Source organism: Phenylobacterium sp. (genome assembly GCF_036563285.1).
Taxonomy (GTDB): domain Bacteria; phylum Pseudomonadota; class Alphaproteobacteria; order Caulobacterales; family Caulobacteraceae; genus Phenylobacterium.
In genome coordinates this window covers 17,322-32,201 of the sequence record NZ_DATCMR010000003.1, presented here as the reverse complement: position 1 = coordinate 32,201, position 14,880 = coordinate 17,322, and the positions used below count along the sequence as shown (strand labels likewise).

Here is a 14,880-nt window from a genome sequence, read left to right as displayed (position 1 = left end):
GGCTACTTCGCCAGGTCCTTCAGCACGCTCTCCCAGTGCGCCACGGCGCCGTCGATCGCCGCCACCGGGGCCCGCTCGTTGAGGCCATGGGCGAAGTCGTCCGAGGCCTTCATGAAGAGCCCGCCCACGCCGTAGCTTGGCACGCCGCGGGCGCGGAAATGCATGCTGTCCGTTGCGCCCGCGGACATCGACGGGACGATGGTGAGGCCCGGGTATCGCGCGTGCACCGACCGTGTGACGGCGGCCATCACGTCGGGCCTGAGCGGCGAGGCCGGCGCGTCGATCGCCCCGTTGCCCTCTACCCGCGCGATCACGACCTTCGGATCGGCCACCACCTGCGCCAGCGTCTGGCGAACGCTGTCCGACGACACGCCGGGGAAGATGCGGCAGTTCACGTTGGCGCTCGCGCGCTGGGGCAGGGCGTTGGGGGCGTGACCGCCCGAGATCTGCGTCGCCACGCAGGTGGTGCGCACCTGGCCGACGTATTCGGGATCCTTGGTGAGGGTGGCGATGGCCTGTTCGTCCTTCGGGTTGGCCAGGTAGGCCCGCATCGCCGCGCCCGTCGCGCCCGGCGTCTTTGGCGCGCTGGCCTGGAAATAAGCCCGCGTCAGCTCGCTCTGCATGGCGGGGAACTGGTAGGCGCCGATCTTCTCCAGCGCCCGGGTGAGCGTGTAGATCGCGTTCGACGGACCCGGCCGGCTGGAGTGCCCGCCGGGGTCGGTCACCGTCAGGGTGAAGTCCGCATAGGTCTTCTCGCCTGCCTGCAGGCCGTAGACCACCGGCTTGCCGTCCTCGCCCAGCAGGCCGCCGCCGGCGTCGACGTTCAGCACCAGCTCCGCGCCCTTCAGCTGCTCGGCGAGCGCCTTGGTGGTGGCCATCTCCGTCTCTTCGTCGCCGGTGAGCGCCAGGATCACATCGCGGCCGGGCTTCCACCCCTCGCGGCGGAGCTTGGCGATCGTGGCCACCGACATGGAGACGTCGAACTTGTTGTCCACCGACCCGCGGCCGAAGACGTAGCCGTTCTCCACCACTGGGGTGAACGGGTCGCGCGTCCAGTCCTCCCGGTTTGCCTCCACCACGTCCATGTGGCCCAGCACGACGATCGGCTTCTTCGCCGGATCGCGGCCGGGATAGCGCGCGGTCATGTAGGCCGTGCCGCCCAGCCGGGTGATCTTGATCTCGTCGGGCTTGAACCCGGCCTCGATCAGCACGCCGCGGAGGTACTCGGCGTACGGGACGAACTGGTCGCCGCCCTTCACCGTCCGGAAGCTGATCCCCTTCTTCAGGATCTCCAGGGCCTGCTGCCCGGTCGGCGTGGTCGGCTGGGCCGAGGCAGGGAGGGCGGCGGCGAGCGCGAGGACGGCCGCCGCGGCGGCGAAGGACTTGATCACTGAGGAACTCCAGCTTGGACGCGCCCGACACTAAGGCCCAACGCGGGGGCCCGTCGAGCCGAGCGGGTCAGCGGCGGAGCAGGTCGCGCAGGCTGAAGGCGGCCGCGAGCCCGCCCACGGCGAAGACCACCATCGCGGGACCGCGCGTCGCGGCGTCCGTGCCCGCCAGCGTCAGCAGCACGCCCATCAGGACAATCGCGAGTGCGCCCGCCAGGGCGGCGAGGCTCATGAGGCGGTCCGGCCGCCCCGCCCGGGTGCGGGCCAGGTTGGCCAGCCCGGCGACGAGGCCGAGCAGCCCCGCGCTGAGGAACCAGACCCGGCCTTCCGTCGGCTCCGTGAAGGCGCGTGACGCCGCGGCCACGTGGGCAGCGCCCACCAGGAGCAGGGCCGCGGCGGCGAGTTGGTCGACCAGCTTCAGCATGGCGCGACGCTAGGCCTGCGCCCGCTTCCCCGCAACGGCTCAGCCGTCGATCAGCGCCCTGGCGCGAGCGAACACCGCCTCGAACATCTCAGGCGTCAGCCGGCCGGTGTTCGTGTTGAGCCGCGAGCAATGGTAGCTGTTCAGCACCGTGTAGGGACCCGCCTGGAACTCCGAGCCGTGCCCGGCGATCCCGGCGCTGGCCTTCAATCCCAGCGCTCGCAGCACGTTGCGCCGCGAGACGTCGCCGAGCGTCACGATGACCTTCAGTCGGGGCAGGGCGGCGATCCGCGCCTCCAGGAACGGCCGGCAGCTCGCCTCCTCGATCGTCTCGGGCTTGTTGCCTGGAGGAGCGCAGCGCACCGCATTGGTGATCATGCAGTCGACGAGCCGCAGGTCGTCCGCGCCGTCCGGATCGTAGCGGCCCTTGGCGAAGCCGAGCTTCAGCAGGGTCGCGTAGAGCAGGATACCGGCATGGTCGCCGGTGAACGGCCGGCCCGTCCGGTTGGCCCCCGTGCGCCCCGGGGCCAACCCTGCGATCAGCACCCGCGCGCCGTCGTCCCCGAACGAGGGGGCAGGGCCGTTGAACCAGTCCGGATGGGCTTCGGCGTTGGCCCGCCGGTACGCCACGAGCCTGGGGCAGATCGGGCAATCGCGCGGCGGCTCCGGGGCGACGACCGCGGTCGCGGCCTCAAGCCTCGGCATCTTCGTCCAGGGCGCGTTCCCGCTCGGCGGCCTTGGCCTCCTGCAGCAGCCGGGGCAGCCGCGAGGGCCGCCCGATGATGTCGGCGAGGTCCGCCAGGTCCACGAAGCTGTCCGCCTGCCGCCGCAGGTCGTCCGACGCCATCGGCGGCTGCGACTTCACGGTGGAGACCACCGTCACCCGCGCCCCCTTCCGCTGCACCGCCTCCACCAGCGCGCGGAAATCGCCGTCGCCGGAGAACAGCACCATGTGGTCGGCGCCGGCGGCCGCCATCTCCATCATGTCGACGGCGATCTCCACGTCCATGTCGCCGCGCCAGCGCTTGCGGCCCTCGCGGTCGGTGTATTCCCGCGCCGCCTTGGTCACGAGGCGGTACCCGTTGTAGTCCAGCCAATCCACGAGCGGCCGGATCGGCGAGTACTCCTCGTTCTCCACCAGCGCGGTGTAGTAGTAGGCGCGCACCAGCACGCCGCGCTTGCGGAATTCCTCCAGCAGCTTGCGGTAGTCGATGTCGAAGCCCAGGCCCTTGGCGGCCGAATAGAGGTTGGCCCCGTCGATGAAGAGCGCCAGCCGGTCCGTGGGGTAGAAGGTCATTCGCTCGAAGATCCTAGATGCCGGACTGGACGAGGCCGTCGTCGTGGCCCTCGGCTCCAACCTGGCCGGCGATTACGCCTCCTGCGAGGCGCTGCTGGAAGCGGCCCTGGCGCGGTTCCCCCAGGCGGGATTGGCGGTGGTGGCGCGGTCGTCCTGGTGGCGCTCGGCCGCCTGGCCCGATCCATCCGGGCCTGAGTATCGCAACGGAATCGCCCTTGTCGAGGCGAACGGCGACCCGCGCGAGGTGCTTTCCGCCCTCCTTGCGGTCGAAACGAGCTTCCACCGCACCCGTGAGGGCAAGAACGCCCCCCGCACCCTCGACCTCGACCTCATCGCCCACGGCCGCCACGTCCTCGACGAGCCCGGCCTCGTTGTCCCTCACCCCAGGGCCCACGACCGCCGCTTCGTCATGGGACCCCTGGCGGAGATCGCTCCCGACTGGGTGCATCCGGCCCTTGGCAGGACGGCGGGGGAGCTTGCGGCGGCGGCGAAGGTGGGAGCGGACGCGAGCCCCATTACGCCCCCCTCTCGTTCGTCATCCCCGGCCTTGTGCTAGGGACCCAGAAGCACCGATCGCGGCGAGGACTCCAACGTCGATGTCTCTGGGTGGCCGGGACAAGCCCGCCCATGACGATCTAGAGGGGGAGGGCGATGACCATCCTCGACATGCCCCTGTGGCTGCAGATGGCCCTCATGGCCGAGGGCCTGGTCGTGTTGTGGCTCACCTGGCGCTTCGGTTGGCGCGGCCTGCTGTGGGGGCTCCTCGGCGCCACCACCTTCTGGTTCGTGTTTGGCTTCGCGGCCTCGTTCCTCGTCGGGCGGCTGGAGGGCGGCAAGGCGCAGGAAGTCTCAGGCATCCTCTCGGGGGCGGTGATCGCCACCGTCCGCCTCGCGCCCATCGCCGCCCCCCTGGTCGCCCTGGGCGCCGCCGCCGGCCTGCTGCTGCGGCGGTTAAGCCCCCGAAAACCCAGACGGGGCTAGGTTTTGCGGCGTTGCACAATGGAGCCCGAGCCTCTATTTTCCCGGGTTCTCTCCCCGTTCCGAGGACTCCATGGCTCGCGTCACCGTCGAAGACTGCATCCAAAAGGTGCCCAACCGCTTCAACCTCGTGCTGCTGGCCGCGCACCGCGCCCGCGCCATCTCGGCCGGGTCGCAGCTCCTCGTCGACCGTGACAACGACAAGAACCCCGTCGTCTCCCTGCGCGAGATCGCCGAGGACGTCGTGGACGCCGAGGAGCTCCGCGAGAGCCTGATCGGCACCCTGCAGCGCGTCGACGAGCGTTCGGAAGCCGAGGAAGAGGCCGAGACCCTGGCCCTGCTGGCCGACCCGACGCACATGCAGATGAGCGAGCTCGAGCTCGTTCGCGCCCTGCAGAGCGACCGTGACGGCGGCCAGGAGGAGCGGTACTGACCCCGGAAGGGACAGACCCTCTCACCAAGGCGGCGGCCAGGCCTGCCGCCGCCGGCAAGAAGGCCGCGCCTGAAAAGGGTGCGGCCAAGCCTCCGAAGTTCCTCCGCCAGTTCGAGCTGATCGAGAAGGTCCGCTCCTACGACCCCACCGCCGACGAGGCGCTGCTCAACCGCGCCTATGTCTATGCCGTGCGCATGCACGGAGCCCAGAAGCGGGCCTCCGGCGACCCCTACTTCGCCCACCCCATCGAGGTGGCGGGCATCCTCACCGACTACCGGCTGGATACGGCGACCATCGTCACCGCCCTGCTGCACGACGTGATCGAGGACACCGCGGTCACCCGCCACGAGATCGACGAGCTGTTCGGCTCTGAGGTCGGCGAGCTGGTCGAGGGGGTCACCAAGCTCTCCAAGCTGGAGCTCTCAAGCGAGCACCTGCGCCAGGCCGAGAACCTGCGGAAGTTCATCCTCGCCATCAGCCGCGACGTCCGCGTGCTGCTGGTGAAGCTCGCCGACCGGCTGCACAACATGCGCACGCTGGGCTTCATCGAGAGCCCCGCCAAGCGCGAGCGCATCGCCCGCGAGACCCTCGACATCTACGCTCCGCTCGCCCGCTCCATCGGCATGCACCGCATGACCACGGAGCTGGAGGAGCTGGCCTTCGAGCACCTCAATCCGGTCGCCCGCGACGCCATCTACCGCCGGCTCGACAAGCTCCGCGCCGAGCAGGGCCCCGCCGTCAGCCACGTCTCCCAGGAGATCGCCAACCGGCTGGAGGCCGCCGGCGTCCCGGCCCGGGTCTTCGGGCGGGAGAAGCACCCCTATTCGATCTGGCGGAAGCTGCAGCGCAAGTCGATCGGCTTCTCGCAGCTCTCCGACATCTACGCTTTCAGGGTCATCGTCGACACCGAGGAGGACTGCTACCGGGCGCTCGGCGTCATCCACCGCGCCTGGCCCAGCGTGCCCGAGCGGTTCAAGGACTTCATCTCCACGCCCAAGCGCAACAACTACCGCTCGCTGCACACCACGGTCGTGGGCGCCAAGGGCATGCGCATCGAGATGCAGATACGCACCGAGGCCATGGACCGCGTCGCCGACGAAGGCGTCGCCGCCCACTGGCGTTACAAGGATCAGACCTACGGCTTCGACGCCGAGGCCCAGGCCGCCGCCGGCGGCCGCGACCCGCTGGTCAACTTGCGCCACCTCGTCCAGGTGCTGGAGCACGGCGGCGACGCCGAGGAGCTGGTCGAGCACGCCAAGCTCGAGATGTTCCTCGACCAGGTCTTCGTCTTCACGCCGAAGGGCCGGCTGGTCAGCCTTCCGCGCGGCGCCATGCCCCTCGACTTCGCCTACGCCGTCCACACCGACATCGGCGACACCACCATCGGCGTGAAGGTCAACGGCGAGCTGAAGCCCCTGCGCACGGTGCTGCAGAACGGCGACGTGGTGGAGGTCATCCGCGGCGGAAAGCCGGTGGTGCCGCCCGACTGGCGCAGTCTCACCGTCACCGGCCGCGCCCGTTCCGCCATCCGCCGCCACATCCGCCAGACGGAGAAGGAAGAGTTCACCCGTCTGGGCCGCGCGACCGTCGACCAGACCTTCGAGTCCGCCGGCAAGACCCGCAAGGAAGTCAGCCTGCGCCCCGCGCTCGACCGTTTCGCAGCGGCCAGCGAGGACGAGCTCTTCGAAGCCGTCGGCCGCGGCCGCGTCTCCCCGCCCCAGGTGCTGGAGGCCGTCTTCCCGGGCCTCAAGGCGGCCGAGCGCGAGGCGGCGTCCGCCCGCCGGCGCATCGAGGGCGGGAAGGGCGCCAAGCTCTACGTCCGCGGCAGCGGCCTGACGCCCGGGGTGACCATTCACTTCGGTGAGTGCTGCTCGCCGGTGCCGGGCGACCGCGTGGTGGGCATCCTGGAGGGCGACGGGCGCGGGCTCACTGTCCACACCATCGACTGCACCAAGCTCGAGGAGTTCGAGGAGCGCGAGGAGCTCTGGCGCGACCTGCAGTGGACGCCCGAGGCCGAGCGCAACTCCATCGCCCGCGCGCGCCTCACCGCCACCATCCGCAACGCGCCGGGCGTCCTCGGCCAGGCCTGCACCATCATCGGCGAGGCCGGCGGCAACATCGTCGGCCTGCGCATGCACCACCGCCAGTCCGACTTCTTCGACGTGGATTTCGACGTCGACGTGAACGACGCCCGCCACCTCACCCACATCGCCGCAGCGCTCCGGGCCAATCCCAGCGTCGAGACGGTCGACCGGGCAAAGGGGTGAGTGGTTTACACGCGTAACATTTTGCGCTTACGTTGAGGCTTCGCCGCTGCGAGGTCTGCATGAACCGCCGTCTGTTCCTGACCGCCTCGGCGGCTGCGCTTGCGTTCGCGCCCGCCGCCGGCGCTCAGAACCCTGCCGACCGCGATTGGCCAGCTCTGAAGCCCGACGCCTATGAGATCGCGACTCCGAAGGGTGTCCGCGAGGAGGCCTTCGTCACTCTGGGCGGCGTCGAGCAGTGGGTCAGTATCCGCGGCCGCGACAAGGCCAACCCGGTGCTCCTGCTGATCGGCTCCACCGGCGGCGGGCCAGGCGCCACCCACAGCCTCACCCAGCAGGTCCGGCTCCCTTGGGAGGAGCACTTCACCGTGGTGAGCTGGGACGTGCGCGGATCGGGGAAGAGCTACATCCGGGCCGGCAAAGAGAAGGCGCGCGACGGGCTCACGCTGGACCGCATCGTCGCCGACGGCCTGGAGCTGACCGACCATCTCCGCCGCCGGCTCGGCAAACGGCGGATCGCGCTGCTCGGGATCTTCTATGGCGCGACGATCGGCCAGAAGATGGCGCTGGCCCGTCCCGATGCCTATTCGGTGCTGGCCCTCGACGGCCCTGTCGCCAACAGCTCGCACGAGCGTGAGCAGTTCTATTACGACCGCCTCGTCGAGCTCGCCCGCGCCGCGGGAGACAACGCCGCGCTCGAGGACCTGAAGTTCTCCGGCCCCTTCGTCTGGGACGACGGCGTGGACCCGCAGAAGCGGGTGAAGCTCAGCGCCGTTTACCGGAAGTACCGCCCGCCAAACCCGCGCTTCAACGGCACGCCGCCGCATTGGACGCTGCTGGAAGCCTCGCGGAACCGCGAGGGCATGCTGCTCGGCGACGAGGTCCTGCTGCCCGAGTGGAAGGCCTACGACTTCGGGAAGCTCGGCTACCGCTACGGTGTCCCGATTGTCGTCGTCACTGGGGCTGACAACCTGTTCGCGCCCGCGCCCATGGCCCGCGCCTGGCTGGACAGGGTCCATGCGCCCAGCAAGGCCTTCCACGCCATTCCCGGCGGCGGCAACCACGCTCAGGAGACCCACCCGGAGGCCTACCTCGAGCTGCTGGTGAAGCACGTCCGCCCGCTGGCGGCCTCGCGCGAGCGCTAGCGGCCGTCCACCGAGTAGGCGATCAGCACGTTCAGCGGATTGCCGAACCCGCCGCTGGAGCCCGAGTAGCCCGAGAGCACGAACAGTCGCCCGCCGGCGAGGACCGGCCCCGTCGCATCCACCGAGCCGCCCGGCTGGTCCTTCACGCCCTGCACGGTGACGTACTTGCGGCCCGCCGTGTCATCCTCCCACAGCTTCTTGCCGGTGCGGCTGTCGTAGGCCCGCAGCCAGCCGTCGTGGGTGCCGGTGAACACCACACCTGGCATCGCGCTGGGCGGGGCGGCGTAGGCGTTGGAGCAGCGCGGCGCCTTGAAGCTGCAGGTGGGCGTCGGGGCGGGCGCGGACCACACGACCTTGCCGGTCGCCGGGTTGAGCGCATAGAGCCCCGGCTTGGGGTCCTTGCGCGCGCCGGCGTCCGAGTTGGCCGCGAACAGCAGCCGGCCGTCATAGGCCATGCCCCACTCGATCCCGCCGATCGCCGAGCCCGCGCCGACCTTGGTCTGCCAGACGAGCTTTCCGGTGGCGGCGTCCATCGCATAGACGATCCCCGACTTCTGTCCCGACAGCACGAGCGCCTTGCCGCCGGCCGTCACCGGGATGGGCGAAGCGCCGTAGTCGTAGTCCGGGCCGATGTCGCCCAGCGGGCAGTTGATTCCCCGCTGCGCGCCGCAGCCCACCAGGAAGTTGTCGTCCTCCGTCACCTGGTTGGCCCAGACGACGCGGCCGGTGCCCAGGTCCAGCGCCACCACGGCGTCGGACATGGACTCCTTCACCTCGGTGTAGCTGTCGCCGGTGGCGACGTAGACGTGCCGCCGCTTCGGATCGATGGCCGGCTGGGACCAGATCGCCGCCCCGGCGGGGCCGTACATCTGGGTGCCGGCCGCGTTCTTCCGGGTGGGCTTGGCGTCGGGCAGCAGCTTGCGCTTCCACCTGATCTTGCCGGTCTTCGCGTCGATGGCGATGACCGAGCCGGAGAAGGTGCAGCACTCGTAGGTCGCGACGCTGGTGATCGTCTCCTCGGCCGAGGAGGTCGGCACGTAGAGCACGCCCTCGTGCAGGGCCGGCGAGCCGGTCAGCCGCGAGCGCTCATGGGTCTCCACATTGGTCGTCCAGAGCCGCTTGCCGGTGTTGGCGTCAAGTGCGTGCACGTCGCTGTTGGAGTCGCCGACGAACACCACCCAGCGCCCGCCGACCTGCCCCAGGACGGGCGAGGTGCGGGAGGCCGAGCCCAGGTCCGCGCGCCAGTGCACGCAGCCGGTGTCCGCATCCAGCGAGAAGGCATGGCCGCCGTAGCTCGCCACGAACAGGTGCCGGCCGATCACCGTCGGTTGCCCGTACTTCCCGCCGCTGAGCGAGAACGACCACTTGGGCTTCAGCCGCGCCACGTTGGCGGCGGTCAGCCCGCCGGGGTTCGGCTGGTGACGGGTCGCCTGGGGGTCGCGTCCGAAGCCGTTCCAGTCCGACGCGGACGCCTGCACCGGCGGGTGCGCCTTGCAGATGGGGTCGCTCGGCTGCGCGCCCGGCTGCGGGCCGCGGGCCGCCTGGCCCGGCGGGCGGCCGGTCAGGTGGAAGGCCAGCGCATTGATCTCCTGCCGCGTCAGCCCCTGGGCCATCGGGGCCATGACCCCGCGGGTGAGGATCTGCACCATGGCGTCGGCTTCGCGCTGCCGCATCTCGGCGCGGCTGATGGCGCGGTCGATCGGCGGCTCGTGGCAGCCCTTGCAGCGCTGCTGGAAGATCGCCTCGGCGTTCACCTGCGCGAACGCCGGCTGCGCCAGCATCATCAGCCCGAAGGCCGCCAGAACCGAAAGGACCCGCAACGCTTCCCCCATCTTGTTTTGCGGTGAGCCTAACCCGACGGATTCCGGATTCGCATTTCAGCGCTGAATCTTCCGCTCTCCCCCGAACACGATTATCTCCACGCCATGAACACCGAAGACGTCCTCGACGAGTTCCGCGGCGCCGGCGCCCTGCGCGAAGGCCATTTCGTGCTGTCCAGCGGCCTGCACTCGGGCGTCTTCCTGCAGAAGAACCTGGTGTTCCAATACCCCGACCGCACCGAACGCCTCTGCAAGGCCCTGGCGGCCAAGATCCGCGCCCAGGTGGGTGACGTCGACGTCTGCGTCTCCCCGGCCGTGGGGGGCATCATCCCGGGCTACGAGACCGCCCGGCACCTCGGCGTGCCCTCGCTCTACGTCGAGCGCGAGGGCGGCGAGTTCAAGCTGCGGCGCGCGTTCCACATCCCGCAGGGCGCCCGCGTCGCCATGGTCGAGGACATCGTCACCACCGGGCTTTCCAGCCGCGAGTGCGTCGACGCCATCCGCAAGGCGGGCGGCGATGTCGTGGTCGCCGCCTGCATCGTCGACCGCTCGGGCGGCAGGGCCGACCCCGGCGCGCCGCTGGTCAGCCTCGCCCAGCTCGACGTGCCGGCCTACCCGGCCGACCAGCTCCCGCCCGAGCTCGCCGCCATCCCCATCGAGGACCCTGGCAGCCGGAGGCTCCACGCATGACCTCCCTCAGGCTGGGCGTGAACATCGACCATGTGGCGACCGTCCGGAACGCCCGCGGCGAGGGCTATCCCGATCCGGTCCGTGCCGCCGAGATGGCCCTGGCCGCCGGGGCCGACGGCATCACCGCCCACCTGCGCGAGGACCGCCGCCACATCTCCGACGGCGACATCGACCAGCTCGCGGTCATCTGCCGCCGCCGCGGCCGGCCGCTGAACTTCGAATGCGCCGTGACGCCGGAAATGGAGGCCATCGCGCTCGCGCACCGTCCCCACGCCGCTTGCCTCGTGCCGGAGCGCCGCGAGGAGCGCACCACCGAGGGCGGCCTCGACGTCGCCGGCGGCCACAACACCATCGCACCGGTCGTGCGCCGCCTCGCCGACGCCGGGATCCGTGTCTCCTGCTTCATCGACCCCGACCTGCGCCAGGTCGCCGCCTCCAGGGACGTCGGCGCCCAGGTGGTCGAGCTGCACACCGGCGCCTACTGCGAGGCCGTCCGCCACCGCTCGCCCCAGGCCGACGACCTGCTCGCCGCCCTCAAGGCCGCGGCGGCCGAGGCCCACCGCCTGGGCCTCGAGGTCCACGCCGGCCACGGCATCGACTACGAGACCGTGAAGCCCATCGCCGCCATCCCGGAGCTGATGGAGCTCAACATCGGCCACTTCCTGATCGGCGAGGCGATCTTCATCGGCCTCGGCCCCGCCATCCAGCGGATGCGCGCCCTGATGGACGAGGCCAGAGCGGTGCGCGCGGCGTGATCCTCGGCATAGGCTCCGACCTCTCCGACATCCGCCGCGTACAGGCGTCCCTCGACCGCTTCGGCGACCGGTTCACCAACCGCTGCTTCACCGACATCGAGCGCGCCCGCTCCGAGCGCAAGCCGGACCGCGCCTCGTCCTACGCCAAGCGCTTCGCCGCCAAGGAGGCCTGCGCCAAGGCGCTCGGCACCGGGATGAGGCGAGGGGTCTTCTGGCGCGATATGGGCGTGGTCAACATGCGCTCAGGCCAGCCCACCATGGCGCTGACCGGCGGCGCCGCGGCCCGCCTGGCGGAGATCACACCCCCGGGCCACACCGCGGTGATCCACCTCAGCCTCACCGACGACCACCCCTACGCCCAGGCCTTCGTGATCATCGAGGCTCTGCCCGCGTGAGCCGCGAGGCCTCGCGGCTGGAGATCGACGCGGAGCTCGTCCGCCGCCTCGTCGCCGACCAGTTCCCCCAGTGGGCGGACCTGCGGATCAGCGCGGTCGAGCACGGCGGCTGGGACAACCGCACCTTCCACCTGGGCCCCGACATGCTGGCCCGCCTGCCCAGCGCCGGCCGCTACGCCCAGCAGGCTGAGAAGGAGCGGACCTGGCTCCCGAGGCTTGGCCCCCACCTGCCGCTGCCCATCCCGGAGCCGCTGGCGATCGGCGAGCCCGGGCACGGCTATCCCTACCGCTGGTCGGTCTACCGCTGGCTGCCAGGCGACAACGCCAGGGTCGCCGCCATCCCGGACAGGACCGCGCTCGCCCGCGATCTCGCCGCCTTCCTGCGCGCCATGCACGCCATCGACCCCGCCGACGGCCCGCCGCCGGGCAAGCACAACTTCTTCCGCGGCGGCCCGCTGGAAACCTACGACGCCGAGACCCGCGACGCGCTCGCCGCCCTCGAGGGCCGCATCGACACCGCCGCCGCCCGCGCCGTCTGGCATGCGGCGCTCGCCGCCGACTGGCGGGGCGCGCCGGTCTGGGTGCACGGCGACATGGCTCCCGGCAACCTGCTGATCGGCGACGGCAGGCTCAGCGCCGTCATCGACTGGGGCATCTGCGGCGTCGGCGACCCGGCCTGCGACCTCGCCATCGCCTGGACCTTCTTCTCCGGCGAGAGCCGCGCCGCCTTCCGCGCCGGGCTTCCGCTCGATCCGGGCGCCTGGGCCCGCGCCCGCGGCTGGACGCTGTGGAAGGCGCTCATCCTGGCCGCCGGCTCCAGCGGCGACCATCCGGACGTCCCCGCCTCGTGGGGCGTGATCGAGGACGTCCTCGCCCACCCACTCTAAGGCCAAGCTCCGCCCAAAATCCGCCGTCTCCGGCCGGCAGAAGCCGACCATCGGGGGCGGGGAAACCTGCCAAAAATCAACGAGCTGAGCCGTAGCCTTCAGGTTGCGGCAGGGGGCGATCCATGGCGGGCACCTTCGCGGACTTCCTGACGGCGCTTGGGCAGAACGAGTCCGGCAACAACTACGGCTTCGTCTCCAGCGTCGGCTATCTCGGCCGCTACCAGTTCGGCGAGGAAGCCCTGGAGGCCGTCGGCTTCTACAAGGGCCACGACGGCACCGGCGCGATCGACTTCATCGGCGGCTGGACCGCCAAGGCCGCCAGCTATGGCGTCTTCGACAAGACCACCTTCCTGGCCTCGAAAGCCGCCCAGGACGCCGCTGCCGAGGCGTGGTTCGCCCGGGTCGACGCCGACCTGAAGATGCTCGACCTCTACCGCTTCGAGGGCCAGTGGATCGCGGGCGTGAAGGTCACCGCCTCGGGCCTGCTGGCCGGCGCGCACCTCTCCGGCGTCTGGGCCCTGAAGTCGTGGCTGGAGACCGGCGGGGCGAAGGAAGCCTGGGACCCCTACGGCACCACCATGTCCTCCTACGTGAGCAAGTTCGGCGGCTACGAGACCCCGTTCTTCGCCGGCAGCCATTCCGGCGCCGAGACCCTGGTGGGCGGCTCGGGGGCCGACATCTTCTCCGGCGGCGCCGGCGACGACCGCCTGATCGGCGGCGACGGGCTGAACGTCCTGCGCGGCGACGACGGGAACGATTACCTCCAGGGCGGCGCCCACTTCGACGACCTGCACGGCAACGCCGGCGACGACACTGTCTCCGGGGGCTGGGACGGCGACTGGGTCGTGGGCGGCAGGGACCAGGACCTTCTCTACGGAGAAGGCGGCGGCGACGTGGTGCTGGGCAACCTCGGCAACGACACCGCCGAGGGCGGCGACGGGGCCGACGTGGTCCGCGGCGGCCAGGGCGACGACATCGTCCGGGGCGGGGAGGGGGCAGACTGGCTCTCCGGCGACCGCGGCTCCGACACGCTCACCGGCGGCTCCGGCGCCGACGTCTTCCACACCTTCGCGGAGGCCGGGCTCGACCGCGTGCTGGACTTCCACGCCTGGGAAGGCGACCGGGTGAACGTGCTGCCCGGCACGGCCTGGAGCGTCGAGCAGGTGGGCGCCGATACGGTGGTCCACGCCGGACCCGGCGCGGACCTCGTGCTGGTTGGCGTGCAGGCCTCGTCGCTGCCGGAAGGCTGGATCTTCTAGTTCGGGCTGCGGCGGTCGATCTCGATCGAGACCAGCACGTCGCCGCCCTGCACGGGCCGTGCGTCGGCCGACCACAGGTTCATCCGCATGGAGCGGGCGAGCGCCAGCGCGGCCTCGTCGAACCCCAGCAGGTCCGGCCGGGCCATCATCACCTCGCAGCCGTCCAGCGCGCCGGCCTCGCGCACGTTGCAGCGGAGCACCGCGGCGCCAGCCTGCACCCCCTTGGCGGCGGCTTCGGCCGGGAACACCCTGGCGGCCGCCTCCGGATCGAAGGTGGCCAGCCACACCGGCGCGCGCACCGTCCGGTCGGGCCGTGAGCCCGGCGGCGCGAACCGCACCGGCACGTCCACCTCCACCGGGGCGCCGCGTGGCGCGCTCGCCATCGCTTCCGGCGCCACCCGGAACTGCGGCGTCAGCGCCACCGCCGCCTGGCCGAAGCCGCGACCCGCCGGCTCCTCGATCGCCGCCTTGCAGTGGCTGAGCACCCCCGTGGGCTGCACCCGGCAGTGGGCGACGGCGTAGCCCGGCGCCCCGCCGCCCTGCGCCGGATAGGCCGCGTCTAGCGCCTCGAAGCCCGGCGCGTGGCTCCAGGCCGGCCCGTTCAGCATGGTGATCCGCCGCGTCTTCACCGGATTCCCGCGGATCTGCAGGCCGCCGATGTTGACGTCGCGGTTCTGCTCCTGCGGCCGCCCGGTCGGGTCGGTGGCCACCGAGCCGGCGCTGTTCAGGATGTCGGCAAGGTTCGAGCTCGTGTTCGGCGGCTTGAACTCGATGGCGACGTTCATCTCCGACGGGATGGGCCCGTCCGGGCCCGCCTTGGGCGTGAGCGTCAGCGTCGGCCGCAGCGACAGGGCCGCCGCGCCGAACCCATGCCCCAGCGGCTGCTCGTAGGCCACCCGGCAGGTCTCGGCGAGCCCGTGGACGTTGACCTTGCAGGTCAGCACCACCTGTCCGCGCACGCGGGCCCGCAGCGCCGCGTCGGGCCAGATGCCGACCTTGTGCCCGCCCACCCTGTCCTCGTCGGCTCCGATCACCACGGTGGCGTCGGTGGGCGGCGGCGCCTTCGGCTGGGCGGTGACCACCAGGGGCGCCACTTCACCCGGAGCCTGGGCGGCCAGCAGCATCAGGAGGAGCGACGGCGCGAGCAT

The 14,880-nt window shown here is 71.3% G+C and carries 16 protein-coding genes; 10 read left to right on the top strand and 6 right to left on the bottom strand.

The window, feature by feature from the left end:
• Positions 1-2 precede the first annotated feature (2 nt).
• The 4 genes from VIL76_RS02260 to VIL76_RS02245 all read right to left on the bottom strand — a co-directional run bounded on the left by VIL76_RS02260 (position 3) and on the right by VIL76_RS02245 (position 3,106).
• Entirely contained in the window at positions 3-1,391 is a 1,389-nt protein-coding gene (locus tag VIL76_RS02260) for a M20/M25/M40 family metallo-hydrolase (protein WP_332043362.1), read from the bottom strand.
• 67 nt (positions 1,392-1,458) lie between these two features.
• Complete coding sequence (locus VIL76_RS02255; protein ID WP_332043361.1) at positions 1,459-1,812, bottom strand: hypothetical protein; 354 nt, start codon at positions 1,810-1,812, stop codon at positions 1,459-1,461.
• A gap of 39 nt (positions 1,813-1,851) precedes the next feature.
• A complete protein-coding gene (locus tag VIL76_RS02250; protein ID WP_332043360.1) occupies positions 1,852-2,514 on the bottom strand; it encodes a uracil-DNA glycosylase in 663 nt (220 codons plus the stop codon).
• The gene (locus tag VIL76_RS02245; RefSeq protein ID WP_332043359.1) at positions 2,501-3,106 is read right to left on the bottom strand and encodes an NYN domain-containing protein; all 606 of its coding nucleotides are present in this window, start codon (positions 3,104-3,106) and stop codon (positions 2,501-2,503) included. Before VIL76_RS02245 ends, VIL76_RS02250 begins: the two co-directional genes overlap by 14 nt.
• A gap of 43 nt (positions 3,107-3,149) precedes the next feature.
• Here VIL76_RS02245 and folK point away from each other — a divergent pair, with 43 nt between their 5' ends.
• The 5 genes from folK (at position 3,150) to VIL76_RS02220 (ending at position 7,926) form a co-directional block, all read left to right on the top strand.
• The gene (gene folK / locus VIL76_RS02240; protein ID WP_332043358.1) at positions 3,150-3,662 is read left to right on the top strand and encodes a 2-amino-4-hydroxy-6-hydroxymethyldihydropteridine diphosphokinase; all 513 of its coding nucleotides are present in this window, start codon (positions 3,150-3,152) and stop codon (positions 3,660-3,662) included.
• Between the two features lie 95 nt (positions 3,663-3,757).
• Positions 3,758-4,087: a hypothetical protein gene (locus VIL76_RS02235; RefSeq protein WP_332043357.1), complete on the top strand. Its 330-nt coding sequence runs from the start codon at positions 3,758-3,760 to the stop codon at positions 4,085-4,087.
• Positions 4,088-4,157: 70 nt separating this feature from the next.
• Positions 4,158-4,517 (top strand): DNA-directed RNA polymerase subunit omega, encoded by a 360-nt coding sequence (gene rpoZ / locus VIL76_RS02230; protein WP_332043356.1) that lies wholly within the window; start codon positions 4,158-4,160, stop codon positions 4,515-4,517.
• 116 nt (positions 4,518-4,633) lie between these two features.
• Entirely contained in the window at positions 4,634-6,784 is a 2,151-nt protein-coding gene (locus VIL76_RS02225; RefSeq protein ID WP_332043507.1) for a bifunctional (p)ppGpp synthetase/guanosine-3',5'-bis(diphosphate) 3'-pyrophosphohydrolase, read from the top strand.
• A 59-nt stretch (positions 6,785-6,843) separates the two neighbouring features.
• Positions 6,844-7,926, top strand: a complete 1,083-nt coding sequence (locus tag VIL76_RS02220) for an alpha/beta fold hydrolase (RefSeq protein WP_332043355.1) — start codon at positions 6,844-6,846, stop codon at positions 7,924-7,926.
• Here VIL76_RS02220 and VIL76_RS02215 read toward each other — a convergent pair.
• Positions 7,923-9,746 (bottom strand): PQQ-binding-like beta-propeller repeat protein, encoded by a 1,824-nt coding sequence (locus VIL76_RS02215; protein WP_332043354.1) that lies wholly within the window; start codon positions 9,744-9,746, stop codon positions 7,923-7,925. The genes VIL76_RS02220 and VIL76_RS02215 overlap by 4 nt on opposite strands.
• A gap of 105 nt (positions 9,747-9,851) precedes the next feature.
• On the opposite strand from VIL76_RS02215, the gene pyrE reads away from it, so the two are divergent.
• The 5 genes from pyrE (at position 9,852) to VIL76_RS02190 (ending at position 13,732) form a co-directional block, all read left to right on the top strand.
• Entirely contained in the window at positions 9,852-10,436 is a 585-nt protein-coding gene (gene pyrE, locus VIL76_RS02210; RefSeq protein WP_332043353.1) for an orotate phosphoribosyltransferase, read from the top strand.
• Complete coding sequence (locus VIL76_RS02205) at positions 10,433-11,191, top strand: pyridoxine 5'-phosphate synthase (RefSeq protein ID WP_332043352.1); 759 nt, start codon at positions 10,433-10,435, stop codon at positions 11,189-11,191. The genes pyrE and VIL76_RS02205 overlap by 4 nt, the downstream gene beginning before the upstream one ends.
• Complete coding sequence (acpS, locus tag VIL76_RS02200) at positions 11,188-11,586, top strand: holo-ACP synthase (RefSeq protein WP_332043351.1); 399 nt, start codon at positions 11,188-11,190, stop codon at positions 11,584-11,586. The genes VIL76_RS02205 and acpS overlap by 4 nt, the downstream gene beginning before the upstream one ends.
• The gene (locus VIL76_RS02195; RefSeq protein ID WP_332043350.1) at positions 11,583-12,473 is read left to right on the top strand and encodes an aminoglycoside phosphotransferase family protein; all 891 of its coding nucleotides are present in this window, start codon (positions 11,583-11,585) and stop codon (positions 12,471-12,473) included. Before acpS ends, VIL76_RS02195 begins: the two co-directional genes overlap by 4 nt.
• A 122-nt stretch (positions 12,474-12,595) precedes the next feature.
• Complete coding sequence (locus VIL76_RS02190; RefSeq protein ID WP_332043349.1) at positions 12,596-13,732, top strand: calcium-binding protein; 1,137 nt, start codon at positions 12,596-12,598, stop codon at positions 13,730-13,732.
• On the opposite strand, the gene VIL76_RS02185 is transcribed toward VIL76_RS02190, so the two are convergent.
• A complete protein-coding gene (locus VIL76_RS02185; protein ID WP_332043348.1) occupies positions 13,729-14,880 on the bottom strand; it encodes a hypothetical protein in 1,152 nt (383 codons plus the stop codon). The genes VIL76_RS02190 and VIL76_RS02185 overlap by 4 nt on opposite strands.

Excerpts from the sequence above, each read along its gene's own strand:
- VIL76_RS02235 (WP_332043357.1), top strand. The coding sequence starts at position 3,758 with ATGACCATCCTCGACATGCCCCTGTGGCTGCAGATGGCCCTCATGGCC.
- VIL76_RS02250 (WP_332043360.1), bottom strand. The coding sequence starts at position 2,514 with ATGCCGAGGCTTGAGGCCGCGACCGCGGTCGTCGCCCCGGAGCCGCCG.
- VIL76_RS02190 (WP_332043349.1), top strand. The coding sequence starts at position 12,596 with ATGGCGGGCACCTTCGCGGACTTCCTGACGGCGCTTGGGCAGAACGAG.
- VIL76_RS02245 (WP_332043359.1), bottom strand. The coding sequence starts at position 3,106 with ATGACCTTCTACCCCACGGACCGGCTGGCGCTCTTCATCGACGGGGCC.
- pyrE (WP_332043353.1), top strand. The coding sequence starts at position 9,852 with ATGAACACCGAAGACGTCCTCGACGAGTTCCGCGGCGCCGGCGCCCTG.
- rpoZ (WP_332043356.1), top strand. The coding sequence starts at position 4,158 with ATGGCTCGCGTCACCGTCGAAGACTGCATCCAAAAGGTGCCCAACCGC.
- VIL76_RS02205 (WP_332043352.1), top strand. The coding sequence starts at position 10,433 with ATGACCTCCCTCAGGCTGGGCGTGAACATCGACCATGTGGCGACCGTC.
- VIL76_RS02220 (WP_332043355.1), top strand. The coding sequence starts at position 6,844 with ATGAACCGCCGTCTGTTCCTGACCGCCTCGGCGGCTGCGCTTGCGTTC.
- VIL76_RS02185 (WP_332043348.1), bottom strand. The coding sequence starts at position 14,880 with ATGCTCGCGCCGTCGCTCCTCCTGATGCTGCTGGCCGCCCAGGCTCCG.
- VIL76_RS02255 (WP_332043361.1), bottom strand. The coding sequence starts at position 1,812 with ATGCTGAAGCTGGTCGACCAACTCGCCGCCGCGGCCCTGCTCCTGGTG.